The sequence below is a fragment of the Spirosoma rhododendri genome (genome assembly GCF_012849055.1).
Lineage (GTDB): Bacteria > Bacteroidota > Bacteroidia > Cytophagales > Spirosomataceae > Spirosoma > Spirosoma rhododendri.
In genome coordinates this window covers 1,148,849-1,165,929 of the sequence record NZ_CP051677.1, presented here as the reverse complement: position 1 = coordinate 1,165,929, position 17,081 = coordinate 1,148,849, and the positions used below count along the sequence as shown (strand labels likewise).

At 56.1% G+C, this 17,081-nt stretch carries 15 protein-coding genes; 6 read left to right on the top strand and 9 right to left on the bottom strand.

Annotated features, from left to right (window positions below; genetic code table 11):
• Positions 1-29 precede the first annotated feature (29 nt).
• The 8 genes from cynS to nirB form a co-directional block, all read right to left on the bottom strand.
• Entirely contained in the window at positions 30-470 is a 441-nt protein-coding gene (gene cynS / locus HH216_RS04590) for a cyanase (protein WP_169549724.1), read from the bottom strand.
• A 73-nt stretch (positions 471-543) separates the two neighbouring features.
• A complete protein-coding gene (locus tag HH216_RS04585; RefSeq protein WP_169549723.1) occupies positions 544-1,332 on the bottom strand; it encodes an ABC transporter ATP-binding protein in 789 nt (262 codons plus the stop codon).
• A gap of 118 nt (positions 1,333-1,450) precedes the next feature.
• Positions 1,451-2,311, bottom strand: coding sequence for a nitrate ABC transporter permease (ntrB, locus tag HH216_RS04580; protein WP_169549722.1), 861 nt, complete (start codon positions 2,309-2,311; stop codon positions 1,451-1,453).
• A gap of 70 nt (positions 2,312-2,381) precedes the next feature.
• The gene (locus HH216_RS04575; protein WP_169549721.1) at positions 2,382-3,593 is read right to left on the bottom strand and encodes a CmpA/NrtA family ABC transporter substrate-binding protein; all 1,212 of its coding nucleotides are present in this window, start codon (positions 3,591-3,593) and stop codon (positions 2,382-2,384) included.
• Between the two features lie 24 nt (positions 3,594-3,617).
• On the bottom strand, positions 3,618-4,988 hold the full coding sequence (locus tag HH216_RS04570) for an alginate export family protein (protein WP_169549720.1): 1,371 nt from the start codon (positions 4,986-4,988) through the stop codon (positions 3,618-3,620).
• 362 nt (positions 4,989-5,350) lie between these two features.
• On the bottom strand, positions 5,351-6,832 hold the full coding sequence (locus HH216_RS04565; protein ID WP_169549719.1) for a sensor histidine kinase: 1,482 nt from the start codon (positions 6,830-6,832) through the stop codon (positions 5,351-5,353).
• A 95-nt stretch (positions 6,833-6,927) separates the two neighbouring features.
• Entirely contained in the window at positions 6,928-7,281 is a 354-nt protein-coding gene (nirD, locus tag HH216_RS04560; RefSeq protein ID WP_169549718.1) for a nitrite reductase small subunit NirD, read from the bottom strand.
• Between the two features lie 19 nt (positions 7,282-7,300).
• Positions 7,301-9,817, bottom strand: coding sequence for a nitrite reductase large subunit NirB (nirB, locus tag HH216_RS04555; RefSeq protein ID WP_169549717.1), 2,517 nt, complete (start codon positions 9,815-9,817; stop codon positions 7,301-7,303).
• 240 nt (positions 9,818-10,057) lie between these two features.
• Here nirB and cobA point away from each other — a divergent pair, with 240 nt between their 5' ends.
• From cobA to lhgO, 3 genes are all read left to right on the top strand, one after another.
• Positions 10,058-10,858: a uroporphyrinogen-III C-methyltransferase gene (gene cobA / locus HH216_RS04550; RefSeq protein WP_169549716.1), complete on the top strand. Its 801-nt coding sequence runs from the start codon at positions 10,058-10,060 to the stop codon at positions 10,856-10,858.
• Positions 10,859-10,904: 46 nt separating this feature from the next.
• On the top strand, positions 10,905-12,176 hold the full coding sequence (locus HH216_RS04545) for an anthranilate phosphoribosyltransferase (RefSeq protein WP_254448683.1): 1,272 nt from the start codon (positions 10,905-10,907) through the stop codon (positions 12,174-12,176).
• A gap of 63 nt (positions 12,177-12,239) precedes the next feature.
• Positions 12,240-13,439, top strand: coding sequence for an L-2-hydroxyglutarate oxidase (lhgO, locus tag HH216_RS04540; RefSeq protein WP_169549715.1), 1,200 nt, complete (start codon positions 12,240-12,242; stop codon positions 13,437-13,439).
• 169 nt (positions 13,440-13,608) lie between these two features.
• Here lhgO and prfB read toward each other — a convergent pair.
• Positions 13,609-14,689, bottom strand: a protein-coding gene (gene prfB, locus HH216_RS04535) for a peptide chain release factor 2 (protein ID WP_169549714.1) whose coding sequence is annotated in 2 segments (ribosomal slippage) — positions 13,609-14,628 and positions 14,630-14,689 — 1,080 coding nt in all. Because the reading frame shifts where the segments join, the coding sequence is not laid out codon by codon here.
• 200 nt (positions 14,690-14,889) lie between these two features.
• Between prfB and HH216_RS04530 the strand changes: the two genes are divergently transcribed.
• The 3 genes from HH216_RS04530 (at position 14,890) to lpdA (ending at position 17,057) form a co-directional block, all read left to right on the top strand.
• Positions 14,890-15,123: a hypothetical protein gene (locus HH216_RS04530; RefSeq protein ID WP_169549713.1), complete on the top strand. Its 234-nt coding sequence runs from the start codon at positions 14,890-14,892 to the stop codon at positions 15,121-15,123.
• A complete protein-coding gene (locus tag HH216_RS04525) occupies positions 15,113-15,553 on the top strand; it encodes a PIN domain-containing protein (protein WP_169549712.1) in 441 nt (146 codons plus the stop codon). The genes HH216_RS04530 and HH216_RS04525 overlap by 11 nt, the downstream gene beginning before the upstream one ends.
• Positions 15,554-15,656: 103 nt before the next feature.
• Positions 15,657-17,057 carry a dihydrolipoyl dehydrogenase gene (lpdA, locus tag HH216_RS04520; RefSeq protein ID WP_169549711.1) on the top strand — a complete coding sequence of 467 codons (1,401 nt, stop codon included), beginning with the start codon at positions 15,657-15,659 and terminating at the stop codon, positions 17,055-17,057.
• Positions 17,058-17,081 lie beyond the last annotated feature (24 nt).

The window sequence follows — 17,081 nt, the reverse complement described above, 5'->3', positions numbered from 1 at the left end:
CGTTTTATAGAAAGAAATTGATTATGCGATTACCACTTTTTGTAGCCGAGGAATTTGCCGTTCATCACGATCTTGACGCGGTCGCCTTTGGGGTCTTCCACCTTGTCGATGTCCATCGTAAAGTCGATGGCGCTCATGATACCGTCGCCCACTTTTTCGTTGATGATCTCCTTGATCGTAGGGCCATAGACGAAGCAGATTTCGAAGAACCGGTACAGCAGCGGATCGGTCGGGATGGTCGGGCCGAAGCCTTTGGTCGGGAATACCTGCAAGGCCGTAACAACCTCCGGGCCTAGCCCCAGAAAATCGCAGACCTGCTGTGCTTCCTCCGCCGACATGGTGTTCTGCCCCAGACAGGCCGAGGTGGTCCACACATCCGACCGGCCAATCACGGCCGCTATCTCCTGCCACTGCACACCTTTCGCGGCTTTGGCAACCACGATCGCTTCGGTCATTTCTACTTTGTTCATGCGTACTACGGGTATTGGTAAATGGGAATGAGTTACGGTGAGAGGTTGTGACGGTCGGCCGCTGCCGTGAGGTTTAGTCAGCAATCGACATTTTGTCGACCAGCAGGTCGAGCATACGGTCGCGAATTTGGTTGTAGACGGGTGAGTGAGCCACGTCTTTCTTGTGCCGGGGCCGTTCAATCGTGACGTTCTCGATTTCGCGGATGGTAGCCAACGGACCGTCGGTCATCACCACGATGCGGTCGGCGAGGAAGATGGCTTCTTCGATGTCGTGCGTAATCATGATGATGGTTTTCTGCCGGTTGTCGAGGTTCCAGAGCCGCAGCAGCTCGACGTGCATATCGGCCTTTGTCAGCGCGTCGAGGGCACCGAATGGCTCATCAAGCAGCAGAATTTCGGGGTTGATGGCAAAGGCGCGGGCAATGGCCGTCCGCTGCTTCATCCCGCCCGATATTTCGCTCGGCAGCTTGTTGCGGTGCTGTTCGAGGTTCACCGCCTTCAGAAAGTACTGCACGATCTCGGCCTTCTCGTCCGACGACTTGTCTTTCAGGACTGAGTCGACGGCCACGCGGATGTTGCGTTCAACCGACATCCACGGTAGTAACGAATAATGCTGGAACACCATGCCCCGGTCAGGACCGGGCCCTTTGACGGGTTGGCCGTTGATAAGCAGTTCGCCACCGGTGATTTTGTTCATCCCGGCGATGGCGTTGAGGATAGTCGACTTACCGCAGCCTGAGTGGCCGATAATCGCGACGATCTCGCCTTTCTGTATGGTCAGGTTGACGTTGCGAACCGCCACGAATCGCCCCTTCGCGCCCGTGAAGGCTATTTCGACGTTAGTGAGTTGTATCTGAGACATGGGTTCAGTTTTTGGTTTGTAGTTAGTAGTTCGTGGTTTGTAGTTCCTCCGGCAACAAAAGCTTGCGCCAGCAACTACGAACCGCCCGGCGGCCCGGCACAAACCACCAACTACGAACTCATTTTGCGTATGACACCTTGTTTTCGATGGCGGTGAAGACCCGGTCGAGGAGCAGGCCCACGATACCGATGATGAGGATGGCCGAGATGACTTTTTCCAGGCTCAGGGCGTTCCAGCTATCCCAGACGAAGAAGCCGATACCGACTCCGCCCGACAGCATCTCGCCCGCGACGATTACCAGCCACGCCACGCCAATCGACAGCCGCAGCCCCGTGATGATGTGGGGCAGGCTGAACGGCAGGAGAATTTTGGTGATGTACTGCCATGTCGAGAAGCCGAACACCTTTGCGACGTTCTTGTGATCCTGCGGCAGCGACGCGACGCCAAAGGCCGTGTTGATCAGCGTTGGCCAGAGCGAGGTAATGAAAATGATGAAGATCGTTGCTTTCTCCGCCGACTGAAACGACATCAGCCCGATGGGGAACCACGCCAGTGGCGATACCGGCTTCAGAATCTGAATGATGGGATAGAACACCTTGCGGCAGAAGTCGTTGGCGCCCAGCAGCAGTCCCAGCGGAATCGCGACTAGCGAACCCAGCCCGAAGCCGGTAAACACCCGCACAATCGAACTCCACAGTTGCAGGCCGATGCCCTTGTCGTTCGGGCCCGCGTCGTAGAACGGGTCTTCGAGCAGTGTTTTGAACACCTCCCACGTAGCCGCCGGGGTTGGGATTTCGTTTTTCGTGACGATGCTCACCAGCCACCAGATACCCACCAGGGTGAGCATACCGAGGGCGGCAAAGCCCAGCGATGCCAGCGACGATTTCAGCGAATCCGCCAGCGACGACATCCGGTCGCTGATGGCCGATTTGGGCGCTTCGTCCAGCGCGATAGCTGCCTGATTGCTTACTGCTTCCATTTGGTTGTGTGGGCCAATTCCGTTGCCGAAACCGGCCTGTTTTAGGTTGAATGCTTGTAATCAGTATCGCTTATTTCTTCGCCAGATAGCCCGATGGGTTATTAGGGTCGAACGTGGTTTTGTCAATCGTCAGTGAGAAAGGCTTCATGTCGTCGTTCGGAATCTTGACGCCCATCTTCGTCGCTACTTCTTTGTAGAGGTCCTGCAACACCAGCTTATCAGCGATGGCTTTGTAGTCGGGGGGCGTTTTCAGGTAGTCGAAGCGGACATACTGCGCCAGTGCCCAGATTGCGTGCGACTTGCGGGGGTAGTTGACCTGACCGCCCCGGAAGAACTGCATCATGTCGTCGCCGTAGATTTCCTGACCCTGATTGCAGCCCAGATCGTAGGTGCCGCTCATACGGTTCTCGATCACGTCGGCGGGTGCGTTGACGAACGGACCACGGCCAATTGTCGCTGCGGCTTTCTTGCGGTTGGCCGCGTTGTCGAGCCACTTACACGCTTCCAGCACCGCCATCATCACCTTCTTCAGCTTCTCGCGGTCTTTGGTTGCAAATTCCTTGTTGGCGACCAGCGCCTTTTCGGGGTGATGCTTCCAGATATCCTGCGTCGTGATTTCGGTGAAACCAACGCCCTGCTTCACCGCCACACCCGGCCAGGGTTCGCCCACGCAGAAGCCGTCCATATTGCCGACTTTCATGTTAGCGACCATCTGCGGTGGGGGAATCGTGATGATCTTTACTTTCTTCTGATCGACGCCCGCTGCTGCCAGCCAGTTACGCATCCAGAGGTCGTGCGTACCGCCGGGGAAGGTGATGGCGAAGGTCACTTCTTTCTCGGCTTTCAGCTTGGCGTTGACCGCTGCCGCAACCTTGTTGGTTTGCCGGAAGCCCAGCTTGCCGCAGAAATCATTCGAGAGAGCAATGGCCTGCCCATTGTTGTCGAGCATCATGGCGATAAACATCTCCGATCCCGCTTTGCCACCGATCCCGGTGTAGACCGACAGCGGCATCGAATACAGGCAGTGAGCCGCGCTCAGTTCGCCGGTCAGAATCTTGTCGCGGACGTTAGCCCACGACGCTTCCTTGCTGAGTTGTACGTTGACGCCGTACTTCTCGTAGAGGCCCAGTTCTTTCGCCATCACAATCGGCGCGCAGTCGGTGAGGGGAATAAACCCGATCTTGATTGGTTCCTCTTCTTTGGGCGCGAAGGCCATGAACCCAATCGCCGTGGCAACGACCGCCAGTGAGGAAAGCAGAAACTGTATAGTTGATTTTTTCATAGTGTCAGGTAGTTACGAAATGGGTTAGAACCGCAGGTTGACCATCAGGTACGCCCAGGTAGCTGTTTTCTTCGGAGTCGCTACGCTCTTGGCAGCGGCCAGAGCGTCGGTGGCGTTGAACATACAGTAGCCGCCTTCCAGTCCGATCTGCTTCGTTACGGCGTACTGCCCGATGAGGTCGTATTCCTGTCCGAAGGATGGCTTGTTCATCTCCACTTTATCCAGCCCCATAATCGGGTTGGTGCTCGTAAACTGGTGCGCGTCGAAGCTCAGCGTGAAGCGGTCGAGGGGTTTGTAGCGCAGTTTCAGGTACAGGTCCGACAGGCCACCCGTGCCGAAGCCATCGGCGACGTAGAAGTAATCCATGTAGCCCCAGTGCTTGTGCGGGGTGCCGTAGAGCGGGTCGAAGCGGTGACTCGTGCCGGTCGTGTTGCTGGGGTCGTTGCCGCTGCTGTGGTCGATCCCACCGAGCAGCGTTGTCCGGCGGCTGGTGGCGTATGACAGCACCAGCGAATAGAACGTCGCGCTCAGATCCCGACCATCGCGGTACTTACCGCCCTGGTAGTAGGCTTCGGCTTTCACACCCAGCTTTTTGAACTGCGCGTTGACATAAGCCCCGGCCGTCACCCGGCTCCACGTAGCGTCGGAGTAGGTCGTCGTGGCCGCTACCGTGCCGCTGGCGGGTGTCGTGGTGTACTGGCTGAAATCGTCCTTAATCGCTAGCAGCGAGAAGTTGCCCGCGAAAAACTTACGACCCAGATACACGAACTGAAGCGACTTGTAATCGGTACCGATACCGTTGGTTCCCGCCGAGTACGTAGTCGGGACGCCATTATACACCGTCCCCGCCTTCATTTCGCGGTTCTGGTTGTAGGCAACCCCGCCGTGGAGCATCCAGCCGTTGTTGCCCCATTTCAGCAGCGCCATGTCGTGCCGACGACCCTGCTGGAGCCAGTCGAGGTTGCCCAGCAGCCGCACATCGTCGTAGACCAGTTCCTGACGCCCGACTTTAAGGGCGAACTCCTTGCCGAGCTTGGTTTGGTTGGTGTCCAGCAGGCTGACCTCGCCCCAGGCCTCGTGGAGCATCAGGCCGTTCAGATCGGCGTTGGTCGTTCGGTTGATGGTCGATGCATCCTGTCCCCAAACGCGCACGTCCTGCACGGTGGCGAACGCCTTGATCCGATAGCCTGAATAACCCGCGCTGATGCGGGTGCGTTGTGAGGTGAAAAAGGCCGGACTATCGCCTTCCCTGAGCAGTGTGCCCTGTCCGTTCCGGTATTCCGTCCGGGTGCGGAGTTGGCCACTGAATGTAAATTGGGCAGTTACGGTGGGTGCTGTGAGAACCACCAGGCCGCAAAAACTTAGAATAGTTTTGCTACGTATGAATAATTTCATACATTTGACATGGTTTGAAGTGGAACACAAGATATTTTGAACCGTTTGCCCCGACCGGACCGCCATCCTGCCGGGGTTTTTTTGTCTGGCAAACCGCCATTCGTCAGACACGCTGATGCGTAGGTGAACCGGTAGTTTTTATACTGACTCAGCGGCAAGTGCCCGTTTATCTGGTCTGAGTAGTATTACTGAGTATTTATATCGTTAACGACAGAATAAAAGTAGGTATAAATTCTTATTGACAAAATGTATTGCCTGCTTTTTTATGTAAAACCATACTAAATTCTGATAAATTGCTATAATTAGTTTAAATAATTTGGTTTTTTCTGGAAAAAATCCTCTTTGATAAATGTACCGTATTTTCAGCAAATCGATGATATAGAGTGCATTGCCGCGTGGTCGGCCACACTTACGGGAATACTCACCTGAATTACCGTACCTGCCTGCGGTTGAGTAACCAGCCGAAACGTACCATCCAGCAGTTGTGATCGCTCCCGCATGTTGTGTAATCCCTGCGAACGGCTGGTGCTTACGGGGGTCGGGTAATGAAAGCCGCAGCCGTCGTCGCTGATGCAGAGCTGCAATTGATCGGCGCGCCGGTTCAGGCTGATCGTTACCCGGCTGGCCCCGGCGTGTTTGGCGGCATTGTTGACCGCTTCCTGCGCAATGCGGTACAGGCCAATCTCAACGGCCGGATTGAAGCGTATGTCGCTCCGCCGGGCGTCGATTAGTTTCGACTGGAAAACTACGTTCGTGCCTGTCTGCTCACGTTGGCTTTCTGTCAGTTGGCGCAGGGCCGCCAGCAGACCAAAATCGCTCAGTACGGGCGGCATCAGGTTGTTTGATGAGTGCCGGGTTTCCTGAATAATACGGATCAGCAACGTTCTTAGCTTGCCGAAATTGGTTTGATCGGCGGGTTTCAGCTGATCGACGGAGCGGATGTTTTCGGAGAGTAGCTTGGCCCCGGTCAGCATCTGCCCGATGCCGTCGTGCAGTTCACGCGACAGCCGCCGACGTTCATCTTCCTGCCCCTGCACTACCGCCGATAGCCGCATCCGCTGCTCGGCAAGCTGCCGTTTATGGCGAAGAGACGTTTCGCGCAGGAGTTGTTGCTGCGTCAGTTTCAGCGATTGATTCGTGTGTTGCAGGGCTTCATTGGCCCGTTCGGTCTTTTGTTGGGCTGCTGTTAGCTGATCGACTGCCTGGCGAATCATCTGCACGGCTGGCATAAAGATCAGCAGGGCTTCAAGTACCAGTACGAATAAAGTGACGAACAGCAGCCAGTTTTCGATGGTACGCAGCCGTTCAACTTTGTCGGTTGCTTCGCGGCTATACTGCCGTACAATGGCGTCCATGCGGGCCAGAAACAAAGTGTCGTGGGTCAGCATCGTCTGTAGAGTCGCCTGTTCGGCCGCTCTGTCGCGTACGGGGCGACTGGTCAGGTCGAGCAGGCGGTGGGCCTGATCCCGGATGGTCCGGAAATCCGGATCAATTTGCCGGAACAACGTTTGAACGCGGTCGCTGTTGGACACCGTCAAACCCAGGTCTGTCAGTTGCCCGCTCATCAGTTCGGTATGGTACCGTTCCCAGCGGGCCAGCACCTGCCGTTGCAGGTGGGCCAGCGCCTGCAACGAACTGGCGGGTATAGCCTGACCGGTCATCAGCAGTGCATCTTTCACGATCTGCTGACTCTGATACCGCTGCCGACCCGCGTAGTTGACGACGTACGAATCGCTGGTTTGCTGATCGAGCTGGCGGTGCACCAGCACCTGGCCAAAAATAGTCAGACCGGCTACCACCAATAGGGCCAGCATGTACCGTTGGGTGAACTGCGTCGTAACCATAATGAATCGATTGGGATAGCGAGAACTGACTTGTTTCCGGTTGCGGCACCGGCGGAAAAAAGACCGGGCGACCCCGTGAGGAGCCGCCCGATTCGTTACAAACCGACGTACACCATACCCGCGTCGACCCGGACGGGGTAGGTCTCGATGCGGTAGCTGTCGCCGTTGAGGTTTTCGCCCGTGCAGAGCGAGAACGTCTTTTTGTGGTACGGGCAGGCCACTTTTGGTTCGCCCTGCTGATCGCCGATCAGCCCCCGCGACAGGATCATCTGCATTTTGTGGGGGCACATATTCTGGCAGGCATACCACTCGCCGGTGTGGCTGAAGTTGAAGACGGCAATCTGCCGACCGTCGATCTTCACGCAGGCACCCCCATCGGCGGGGAACGCGCTGACCGGAGCCGCTACGTGCCAGCTTACGGTTTCTGGTGTTTCAAATTCGGTTGTCATAAGGCTGGGAAAATAAGGGTTACCACTGGGCCGGTTGCTTCTGTCCGCGACCATTCGACACGAAAGCCAACGTCTCGTCGGTGTCGCTGGCATTGACGAAGTGCTGATATTGACTACGCAGGTCTTCGTCGTCCACGACCGATTTCCATTCGCACTGGTACGTGTCGACAACGTGCTGCATTTCCTGCTCGAACTGCTCGTTCATGCCCAGCACATCGTCGATCACCACGCTTTTCAGGTACGCCATGCCACCTTCCAGCTTTTCGAGCCAGGGGGCGGTGCGTTGCAGCGGCTCGGCGGTCTTGACGTAGAACATCAGGAAGCGGTCGAGGTAGCGGATGCACGTCTCGCGGTCGATGTCGGTGGCCAGCAGCTGCGCGTGCCGGGGTGTTACGCCCCCGTTGCCGCAGACGTACAGGTTCCAGCCTTTGTCGGTCGCGATGATGCCGAAGTCTTTGCTCTGTGCTTCGGCGCATTCACGGGCGCAACCCGACACCCCACTTTTCAGCTTGTGCGGAGAGCGCAGCCCTTTGTAGCGGTTTTCGAGGTCAACGGCAAAGGCTACCGAATCCTGCACCCCGTAGCGGCACCAGGTCGAGCCGACGCAGCTTTTCACCGTTCTAAGCGACTTGCCATAAGCGTGGCCGCTCTCGAAACCGGCGTCGGTCAGTTCTTCCCAGATGTAGGGCAACTGATCGACGCGGGCACCGAACAGGTCAATGCGCTGACCGCCGGTAATCTTGCAGTACAGATCGTATTTCTTGGCGACTTCGCCCAGCACGATCAGTTTGTCGGCGGTGATTTCGCCCCCGGCAATACGCGGCATCACCGAGTAGGTACCGCCCCGCTGAATATTGGCCAGGTACTTGTCGTTGGTATCCTGAATAACGGCCTGCTTGGCAATCAGCTGGTTATGAACGCTCGCCAGAATCGACGCGACAGCCGGTTTGCAGACTTCACAGCCGCACCCTTTACCGTACTGCGCCAGTACGTCGCCGTAGGATGTCTGTTTGTTGATCCGCACCAGATCGTACAGCTCCTGCCGGGTGAGGTCGAAGTGTTCGCACAGCACCTTCCGCACGATCTTACCCTGCGCCTTGAGCGTTTCGGTAATGAGGTCGTTGAGCATCGGTACGCAGCCCCCGCAACCCGTTCCGGCTTTCGTGCATTTCTTGATCGCCAGAATGTCGGTCGCGTCTTTCTCAGTCACGGCCGAGCAGATCGTGCCTTTCGAGATCGCTTCGCAGGAACAAACGACGGCTTCGTCGGGCAGGGCCATCACGCCCGCACCCGCTGATGCGGCTTCACCCTTGCGGGCGGGCAGCAGCATGTCTTCGGGCGTCGGCGGCAGCACCATCCGGTTTTTGCTCGTTTGCAGCAGCATGTTATACGCTTCCGCGTCGCCGACCAGAATTCCGCCCAGCAAATGCTTACCATCTTCGGTAATGTTCAGCCGCTTGTAGACGCCTGCCAGCCGGTCTTCCCAGACGATGGTGCGGTGCGGAATCTGCTCGCAGAACGGATCGCCGAAACTCGCGACGTCGACGCCGATCAGCTTCAGCTTGGTCGACATATCGAAGCCCATAAACGTCTTGCCTGCTCCACCACTGACGATCTGTGTCGCCACGATGTCGGCCATGTCGTAGCCGGGTGCTACCAGGCCGTAGATCATGCTGTTGTGCAGGGCACACTCGCCGATGGCATAAATGTCGGGGTCGGAGGTTTGCAGCAGGTCGTTGACCAGAATGCCACCGCGCGGCCCCACCGTCAGGCCGCTTTGCCGGGCCAGTTCGTCGCGGGGTTTGATACCCGCCGAGATCACGACCATATCCGTTTCCAGCACCGACCCGTCGGCGAAGCGCAGGCCCGTTACGCGGTCGTAGCCTTCAAACTCCGCCGTGTTTTTGCTCAGGTGAATACGGATGCCGAGTTCTTCCATCTTCTGCCGGAGCATGTCGGCACCGGCCGTGTCGAGTTGCCGGGGCATCAGGCGGGGCGCAAACTCGACTACGTGCGTTTCCAGGCCCATGTCGAGCGCTGCTTTGGCCGCTTCCAGCCCCAACAGCCCACCACCGATTACTACGGCCCGCGTTGCCCGTTTGCCCCAGGCCATCATGGCTTCGAGGTCTTCGATGGTGCGGTAGACGAAAATGCCGTCTTTCTGCACGCCCGGTACCGGCGGCACAAACGGGGCCGAACCGGTTGCCATCACCAGCGTATCGTAGGGCACAACCGTACCCGTGTGCGTCGTGACGGTTTTGGCCTCCCGGTCGATGTGCGTGATGCACTGACTCGTCCGCAGATCGATCTTGTTGTCGGCGTACCAGCTGCCCGGAGCCATCGACAGCGCGTCGGCCGAGGTGCCGGAAAAATAAGCACTCAGGTGAACCCGATCATAGGCCGCGCGGGGCTCTTCACCGAAGACCGTAAGCGAAAACTGACCGCCATCAGTTAGTCCTTCCGTATGTCTTGCCAGCAGTTTTTCGCAGAACTTATAGCCAACCATGCCGTTGCCGGCGACCACAATGTTTTTCATAAACAACGGGTTAAAAAATGGAACACGTTTTACTGACTAAATTTAAATTGTATTATTTGACTAACAATTAGAAAAATATGGCAAAAGTCCGTTTAAGCAGACGAATATTTGTCTTTTACTATGTAAACTTATACTTAATTCTGAGAATAGAGAAATTAATTCTTATTTTTACTGAGTAATTATACTGAACAGAGTTTCTGCCCTATACCGTATATATTAATACCTAACCGGCGACAGACGATGGAAAAAATACCCAGGCTTACGCTGATCGGTGCGGGTCCCGGCGATCCGGAACTGATTACCTATAAAGCCGTTAAGGCGCTGCAAACGGCAGATGCTGTTTTGTACGATGCGCTCGTTCATCCCGATATTCTCCAGTTCGCACCTGCATCGGCTGAGTTAGTGTATGTTGGTAAACGGCCTTGGCAGCAGGGGAAGGGGGGCTGCGAATTTGCGCAGTCCGACATCAACCACCTGATCGTGCAATACGCCCATAGTCACGGTCATGTCGTGCGGCTGAAAGGGGGCGACCCCTTCATCTTCGGTCGGGGATTTGAAGAGCTGGTGTTTGCGCAGGACTGTGGCGTCGAAACGGCGGTCGTGCCCGGTTTGTCGAGCAGTTACGCCGTGCCCGCGCTGGCCGGTATCCCGCTGACCTGCCGGGGGGTGAGCGAATCGTTCTGGGTACTAACCGGTACGACTAAAGACCATCAGCTGTCAAACGACATTGCGGTGGCGGTTCAATCGTCCGCGACGCTGGTCGTGCTGATGGGTATGAAACACCTGCCCGAAATTGTCGGTTTACTGGCGAAGGCAGGCCGGGCTGATGAACCGGTGGCGGTGATTCAAAATGGCAGCCGCCCCGACGAGCAGGTGGCGCTGGCAACAGCCGATCAGATCGTCAAAACGGTGCTGGACCGGAAACTAAGTAATCCGGCCATTATCGTAATCGGTGCGGTTGTAGCCCTGCATCCTGACTGGGTGGCTTACAACCACATAGCCCGGCTGACAGACGCCCCGGTACTGACCAATAGTAGGTAGTCAGTACTGCCTGCTTTTATCTCGCTACTCGCTTACTCGCATGACCATGTCGACTGATAATCTGATTCTTGATTCGCCCACACAAACGGCTCTTGGCCGGGGTATCAAACACATCGGCATTGGTAAATATGGCAGTAAACCGCTCCCGCCCGACCTGCTGGCTGAGTGCCGCGCAGCCCTGATCGATCCAGCTACGCACCCTCTGCAACGCGGGGCTTTTCTGGGTGCGTTGATTGCCAAAGGGCCAACGCCGGAGGAAAAAACGCTGGAAGATGCCATCGGCAAAGGGGCGTTCGATCATCAGACGTTTTTTATCAACAAGGTATGTCCCGAACTCCCCGCCGGGCTGTTGCCCATCGCAACCAAACTGGTGCGGGGGCATAACCTACAGGTTAGCGAAGCCGAGCAACTGGGCGATTACCTGTTCGGAACTGGTAACTGCGAAACATTCCGCGGGCTAGCGGCCAGCATTATGCGGGTGCGGCACGAAACCAACGAAGAATATTACGGCCTGATGCGGTCGGCCGAACGGACATTTACGCCCGGCTTCGGCCCGATCAGTTGCGCCGACCGGCCGCTGGTGCAGCTCGCTGAACCATTTGATGGGGTCGAAAACAGCTACCTCATCACGCCGTTGCTGGCGCAGCAGATGCAGAAACGCGGGTACGGGGCTGTTTCGGTTGTGGGTCGGTCGGGTGGGCCTAAGTTCACGCTCAACGCGCTGGACCTGTACATGCATCTGGGCGTTCAATTTCTGCAAAGCAACCACGAACTCGACACACCCCTCGATGGCTACGGGTGGGTACTCGATCAGAAAGCGCTCTCGCCCGCATTGAACCGCTGGGTCGACCGGCGACGCACGATCATCAAGCGACCGTTTCTGGCGACGCTCGAAAAGTTGCTCAACCCCTGCCACGCCCGTATTCTGGTAACGTCGGTATTTCACATCACCTATCAGATGAAGATGGCGGAACTGGCGATGCTGGCCGGTTTTGATGCGGTGATGGTGCTGAAACGCGGGCTGGAGGGCAGCCTGGCTCCCTCGACAAGTCGGGCCTGCGGGCTCCTCTGTGCGGTCCGAACGCCCAAAGGCCATCTGTTTTTTCAGCAGTTTGAAGGTGATGCACCTGCTTTTGCCACCTACCGCACCGAATCCGAAACCAGCTACGAGCAGCCACAGGCGACAGATAACGCCCGGCTGGTACGGCAATTCATGGAAAAGCAGTATTCCGACGACGCTGACTTCGACAACCGGGTTCGGTTTGCACAGGCCTTGTACGGCCGTGGCCTCGACTGGATTGAAAGTCAGCTTGCCTGAGCAGAATCGCGTATCTTTACGGTTCAGAAACTAGTCCTACAGTCAACGGCGGGTTTCGATTCCATGACAGACGTATTGATTATCGGGGGAGGTATCGTCGGGCTGGCTACGGCCCTGCGTATCAAACAGCAGCGGCCTGGGCTGAGCGTGTTACTGATCGACAAAGAACCCGCCGTGGCCCGGCATCAGACCGGCCATAACTCCGGCGTTATCCATTCCGGCCTGTATTACAAACCCGGCTCGCTGAAAGCGACCAATTGCATTCGTGGCTACCGGATGCTGCTCGACTTCTGCGACGCCGAAAATATTCCCTACGACCTGTGCGGCAAAATCGTCGTCGCGACGAAGCAGGAAGAACTGCCCCAACTCGACGTGCTCTACCAGCGTGGGCAGCAGAACGGCCTGGGTGGGCTGAAAAAACTGACGGCTGGCGAGATGCGCGAGATCGAGCCGCACGTAACCGGCGTCGCGGGGATGTTCGTGCCGCAGACGGGCATCATCGATTACAAACAGGTATCGGAACGCTACGCCGATAAATTCCGCGAACTGGGTGGCGATATCCGGCTGGCCGAGCGCGTCGAGCAGATAACGCCCGGCAACACGCTGACCGTTGTCGTGACGGATAAGAACCGCTACGAAGCCAAACTTGTCGTCAACTGCGCGGGTTTGTACTCCGATAAAATCGCCCAGCTAACCCAGCGCGACCCTGTCGATGTGCGGATTGTGCCGTTTCGTGGGGAATATTTCAAGCTGAAGCCGGAGAAAGAATACCTCGTCAAAAACCTGATCTACCCCGTCCCTGACCCGAACTTTCCGTTTCTGGGCGTTCACTTTACGCGTATGGTACACGGGGGTGTTGAAGCGGGGCCGAACGCGGTACTGGCGTTTCAGCGCGAAGGCTACACCAAGTCGGATGTCAACCTGAAGGAGTTTTACGAAACGCTGTCGTGGCCTGGCTTCCAGAAAGTCGCGGCTAAGTACTGGCAGACGGGGCTAGGGGAGATGTACCGTTCGTTCTCGAAAAGTGCGTTTACGAAAGCATTGCAGGGGCTGATACCAGCTATTCAGGAAGCTGACCTCGTAGACGGGGGCGCGGGCGTCCGGGCTCAAGCCTGCGACCGCACCGGTGGTCTGCTCGACGACTTCGCCATTCTGGAAAACGACAAAGCAATCAACGTCATCAACGCCCCGTCACCAGCCGCCACGTCTTCGCTATCCATCGGCCAAACCGTCTCGGAGAAGGTCCTGGCGCGGTTTGATTGATACACTCCCGACACCACTGAAATGCGTGCATAGAAAAGCCTCTGTCAATTTTGTCTGACAGAGGCTTTTTGTTACTCCGACGATAGGAGGATTCTTTGGTAGCAGGCAATTCGGACCTTGCCTAACGAAGATTCCTCCTACCGTCGGAATGACAGAAAATCGGTAACAGTTACCCTTCCTGTTCCAGCAAAAACGCTTTGATGAACGGGTCGAGGTCGCCGTCGAGAACAGCGTCGGTGTTTGAGGTTTGGTGGCCCGTACGGTGGTCTTTCACACGCCGGTCGTCCAGCACGTAGGAGCGAATCTGCGAACCCCACTCGTTTTTTTGTTTGCCCGCTTCCACTTCGGCGCGTGCCGCGTTGCGCTTCTGTACTTCGATTTCGTAGAGTTTCGACTTCAACAGCCGCATCGCTACTTCCTTGTTCTGTAGCTGACTGCGCTCCTGCTGGCACTCGATGACCAGGCCCGATGGCTGGTGATGGAGCCGGACAGCCGTCTCGACCTTGTTGACGTTCTGACCACCGGCTCCGCCCGATCGAAACGTATCCCAGCGAATGTCTGCCGGATTGACCTCGATGTTGATCGTATCGTCGACCAGCGGGTAAGCGAACACCGATGCAAACGACGTGTGCCGCCGGGCGTTGGAGTCGAACGGCGAGATGCGAACCAGACGGTGAACGCCGTTTTCCGATTTCAAAAAGCCATACGCCAGCGCCCCGTCAACTTCAATCGTCGCCGACTTGATGCCCGCTGTATCGCCTTCCTGATAGTCGACCTGTTTGAGACTGTAGCCGTGTTTTTCGGCCCAGCGCATATACATCCGGTAGAGCATATCGGCCCAGTCCTGACTCTCCGTTCCGCCCGCTCCGGCGTTGATTTCGAGCACTGCGCTGAGCTGATCTTCCTCGTTGCCGAGCATTTTCTTGAGTTCGAGGTCGTCCAGCGTTTCGGCCAGTTTCCGACCTTCTACGTCGACCTCTTCTTCGGTAACGTCGCCCGCTTCGTAGAATTCGAACAGCGTTTCGAGGTCGCCAAACTGACTGTTCAGTTTTTCATAGCCGGTCGTCCAGCCTTTCAGCGTCCGCACCTGCTTCATCACACCTTCGGCGCGGGCGGCATCGGTCCAGAATTCGGGCTGGAACGTCTGCTGTTCGAGTTCAGCTAGCTGTGCCTTTTTATTATCGTAGTCAAAGATACCCCCTCAAAGCCTCTACTCTGGCTCTCAAGTCGGTCAACTGGTCAGTTGTCATGAACTTGTCTTACTAGATTGAAAATGAGTTTTAAACACGGAGTAACGGAGGGTTCACGGAGAAAAAGGAGAAATAACTCCGTGGATCTCTGCGCGTATGCTTCGTGCGCTCTGTGTTTACGAATACACAAAGATAGAACAAAGCCAGCGGGCGAGTGCGTTTCCGGGGAATGGGTATATTTGTCTGAAAACAACAGGACTATGGAAGCGGTACAGCACTATTTCAAAACTATCGAGCGCACCGAAAATCCGCAGCTCATCATCGACCTGCCTGAGGGTGTCGACAAAGCCGAGGTAGAAGTCATTATCCGCCCGCTGCACGACAAGCCAGTAGAAGAGCCGAAACCATCGCGGCTGGAGATCATACAGCGGTTCAAAGGAGCATTGAAAGAGTCAGATTACGAAGTCACTAAATATGATGTCTATGACCAGTAAGATTGTACTGGACAGTTCTATTCTGGTCGAATATTTCAAACAGAACAAAACGGAGTTACTAGATCATTTAATTGCCCTTGGAACGGTTGAGTTGATGATTAATTCAATCGTACTAAGCGAGGCCGCTTATTATTGGCTGGCCCGTAGAGGTAGTAAAGCGCCACGAAGTTTACAGGAAGCGCAACTGATCCCAGGTATTTTACAGCAATACAATCCAACAGATTTTCTGAGCCAGTTTACGGTTCTGCCGTCCGATGACCGCATCGTGTCGCTTTACCTCGACCTGATGCAGCAGTACAATCTGCTGCCCAACGATGCACTCATTATCGCGACCGCCAAGCTGCATCAGATTCCGGCCGTAGCCAGTTTCGACGCCGATTTTGCCGGTGAAGGCATCCGGCTTGTGCGCGACGTAGCCGATCTGGCTTAAGCCGGGCAAATCAACTTTTCGGGCTACCTTTGCGTTCTCCAGACAGGGGCGTTGGCCTATTTGTACCGCTGACAATCACCCCAGGACTAACTAAAACCAATCAATGGCTTCACAGTACGACGTAATCGTTTTGGGTAGCGGACCGGGAGGCTATGTAGCCGCGATCCGGGCTTCGCAGTTAGGGTTAAAAACGGCCGTAGTTGAGCGCGAAAGCCTCGGCGGTATCTGCCTTAACTGGGGCTGTATCCCCACCAAAGCCCTGCTGAAATCAGCGCAGGTTTTTGAATATATCAAGCATTCGGCCGATTACGGGATTACCGTACAGGGCGACGCGCAGGCCGACTTCGGGGCCGTTATCAAGCGGAGCCGGGGTGTTGCCGACAGCATGAGCAAGGGTGTGCAGTTTCTGATGAAGAAAAACAAAATCGATATCATCAGCGGTGTCGGTACGGTAAAGCCCGGCAAAAAGATCGAGGTTAAAGACAAAGACGGTAAGGCAACAACCTACGAGGGTAAGCATATCATCATCGCTACCGGTGGGCGGGCGCGGCAATTACCAGCTGTACCCATCGACGGTGAAAAGGTGATCGAATACCGCAAGGCCATGACGCTCGAAAAACGGCCGGATTCGCTGCTCGTGATCGGGTCGGGGGCTATCGGCGTTGAGTTTGCCTACGTCTACGCCAGCATGGGTACTAAGGTGACGATCATCGAATTCCTGCCCAACGTGGTGCCGGTCGAAGATGAAGACATCTCGAAAGAGCTGGCAAAGCAATACAAAAAGATGGGCATCGAGATCTACACCAAGTCGGAAGTGACGAAAGTCGACACGGCCGATAAAGGGTGTAAGGTGTTCGTGAAAACGCCCGATGGCGAGAAAACCTTCGACGTCGACATGGTACTGTCGGCGGCTGGGGTAACGGCCAATATCGAAAATATCGGTCTGGAAGAAGTCGGCATCAGCGTTGATAAGGGCAAAATCGTAACCGACGATTTCTATCGCACCAGCGTGGAAGGCTATTACGCCATTGGCGACTGCACGAAAGGGCAGGCACTGGCGCACGTAGCATCGGCCGAAGCGATTATCTGTCTGGAAAAAATCGCCGGACTGCCGCACGTCGAGCCACTGAACTACAACAACATTCCCGGTTGTACGTACTGCACGCCCGAAATCGCGTCGGTGGGTTATACTGAGAAAGCGGCCCGCGAAGCTGGCTACGAGCTGAAAGTCGGTAAGTTTCCGTTTACGGCCTCGGGTAAGGCGAAAGCCGCCGGTACACCGGAAGGTTTCGTAAAGGTCATTTTCGACGCCAAATACGGCGAGTTCCTGGGTGCTCACTTCATCGGTAACAACGTCACGGAGATGATCGCCGAGGTGGTAGCCGCCCGCAAACTCGAAACGACCGGCGAGGAAATCCTGAAAGCCGTTCACCCGCACCCAACCATGTCGGAAGCGATCAAAGACGCCACCGAAGCCGCCTACGGCGAAGCGATACATCTGTAGGTTTAAGGTTTGTGGTTTGACGTT

Bases quoted from the DNA above. Each gene is read 5' to 3' on its own strand.
- cynS (WP_169549724.1), bottom strand. From the start codon at position 470: ATGAACAAAGTAGAAATGACCGAAGCGATCGTGGTTGCCAAAGCCGCG.
- HH216_RS04585 (WP_169549723.1), bottom strand. From the start codon at position 1,332: ATGTCTCAGATACAACTCACTAACGTCGAAATAGCCTTCACGGGCGCG.
- ntrB (WP_169549722.1), bottom strand. From the start codon at position 2,311: ATGGAAGCAGTAAGCAATCAGGCAGCTATCGCGCTGGACGAAGCGCCC.
- HH216_RS04575 (WP_169549721.1), bottom strand. From the start codon at position 3,593: ATGAAAAAATCAACTATACAGTTTCTGCTTTCCTCACTGGCGGTCGTT.
- HH216_RS04570 (WP_169549720.1), bottom strand. From the start codon at position 4,988: ATGAAATTATTCATACGTAGCAAAACTATTCTAAGTTTTTGCGGCCTG.
- HH216_RS04565 (WP_169549719.1), bottom strand. From the start codon at position 6,832: ATGGTTACGACGCAGTTCACCCAACGGTACATGCTGGCCCTATTGGTG.
- nirD (WP_169549718.1), bottom strand. From the start codon at position 7,281: ATGACAACCGAATTTGAAACACCAGAAACCGTAAGCTGGCACGTAGCG.
- nirB (WP_169549717.1), bottom strand. From the start codon at position 9,817: ATGAAAAACATTGTGGTCGCCGGCAACGGCATGGTTGGCTATAAGTTC.
- cobA (WP_169549716.1), top strand. From the start codon at position 10,058: ATGGAAAAAATACCCAGGCTTACGCTGATCGGTGCGGGTCCCGGCGAT.
- HH216_RS04545 (WP_254448683.1), top strand. From the start codon at position 10,905: ATGTCGACTGATAATCTGATTCTTGATTCGCCCACACAAACGGCTCTT.
- lhgO (WP_169549715.1), top strand. From the start codon at position 12,240: ATGACAGACGTATTGATTATCGGGGGAGGTATCGTCGGGCTGGCTACG.
- HH216_RS04530 (WP_169549713.1), top strand. From the start codon at position 14,890: ATGGAAGCGGTACAGCACTATTTCAAAACTATCGAGCGCACCGAAAAT.
- HH216_RS04525 (WP_169549712.1), top strand. From the start codon at position 15,113: ATGACCAGTAAGATTGTACTGGACAGTTCTATTCTGGTCGAATATTTC.
- lpdA (WP_169549711.1), top strand. From the start codon at position 15,657: ATGGCTTCACAGTACGACGTAATCGTTTTGGGTAGCGGACCGGGAGGC.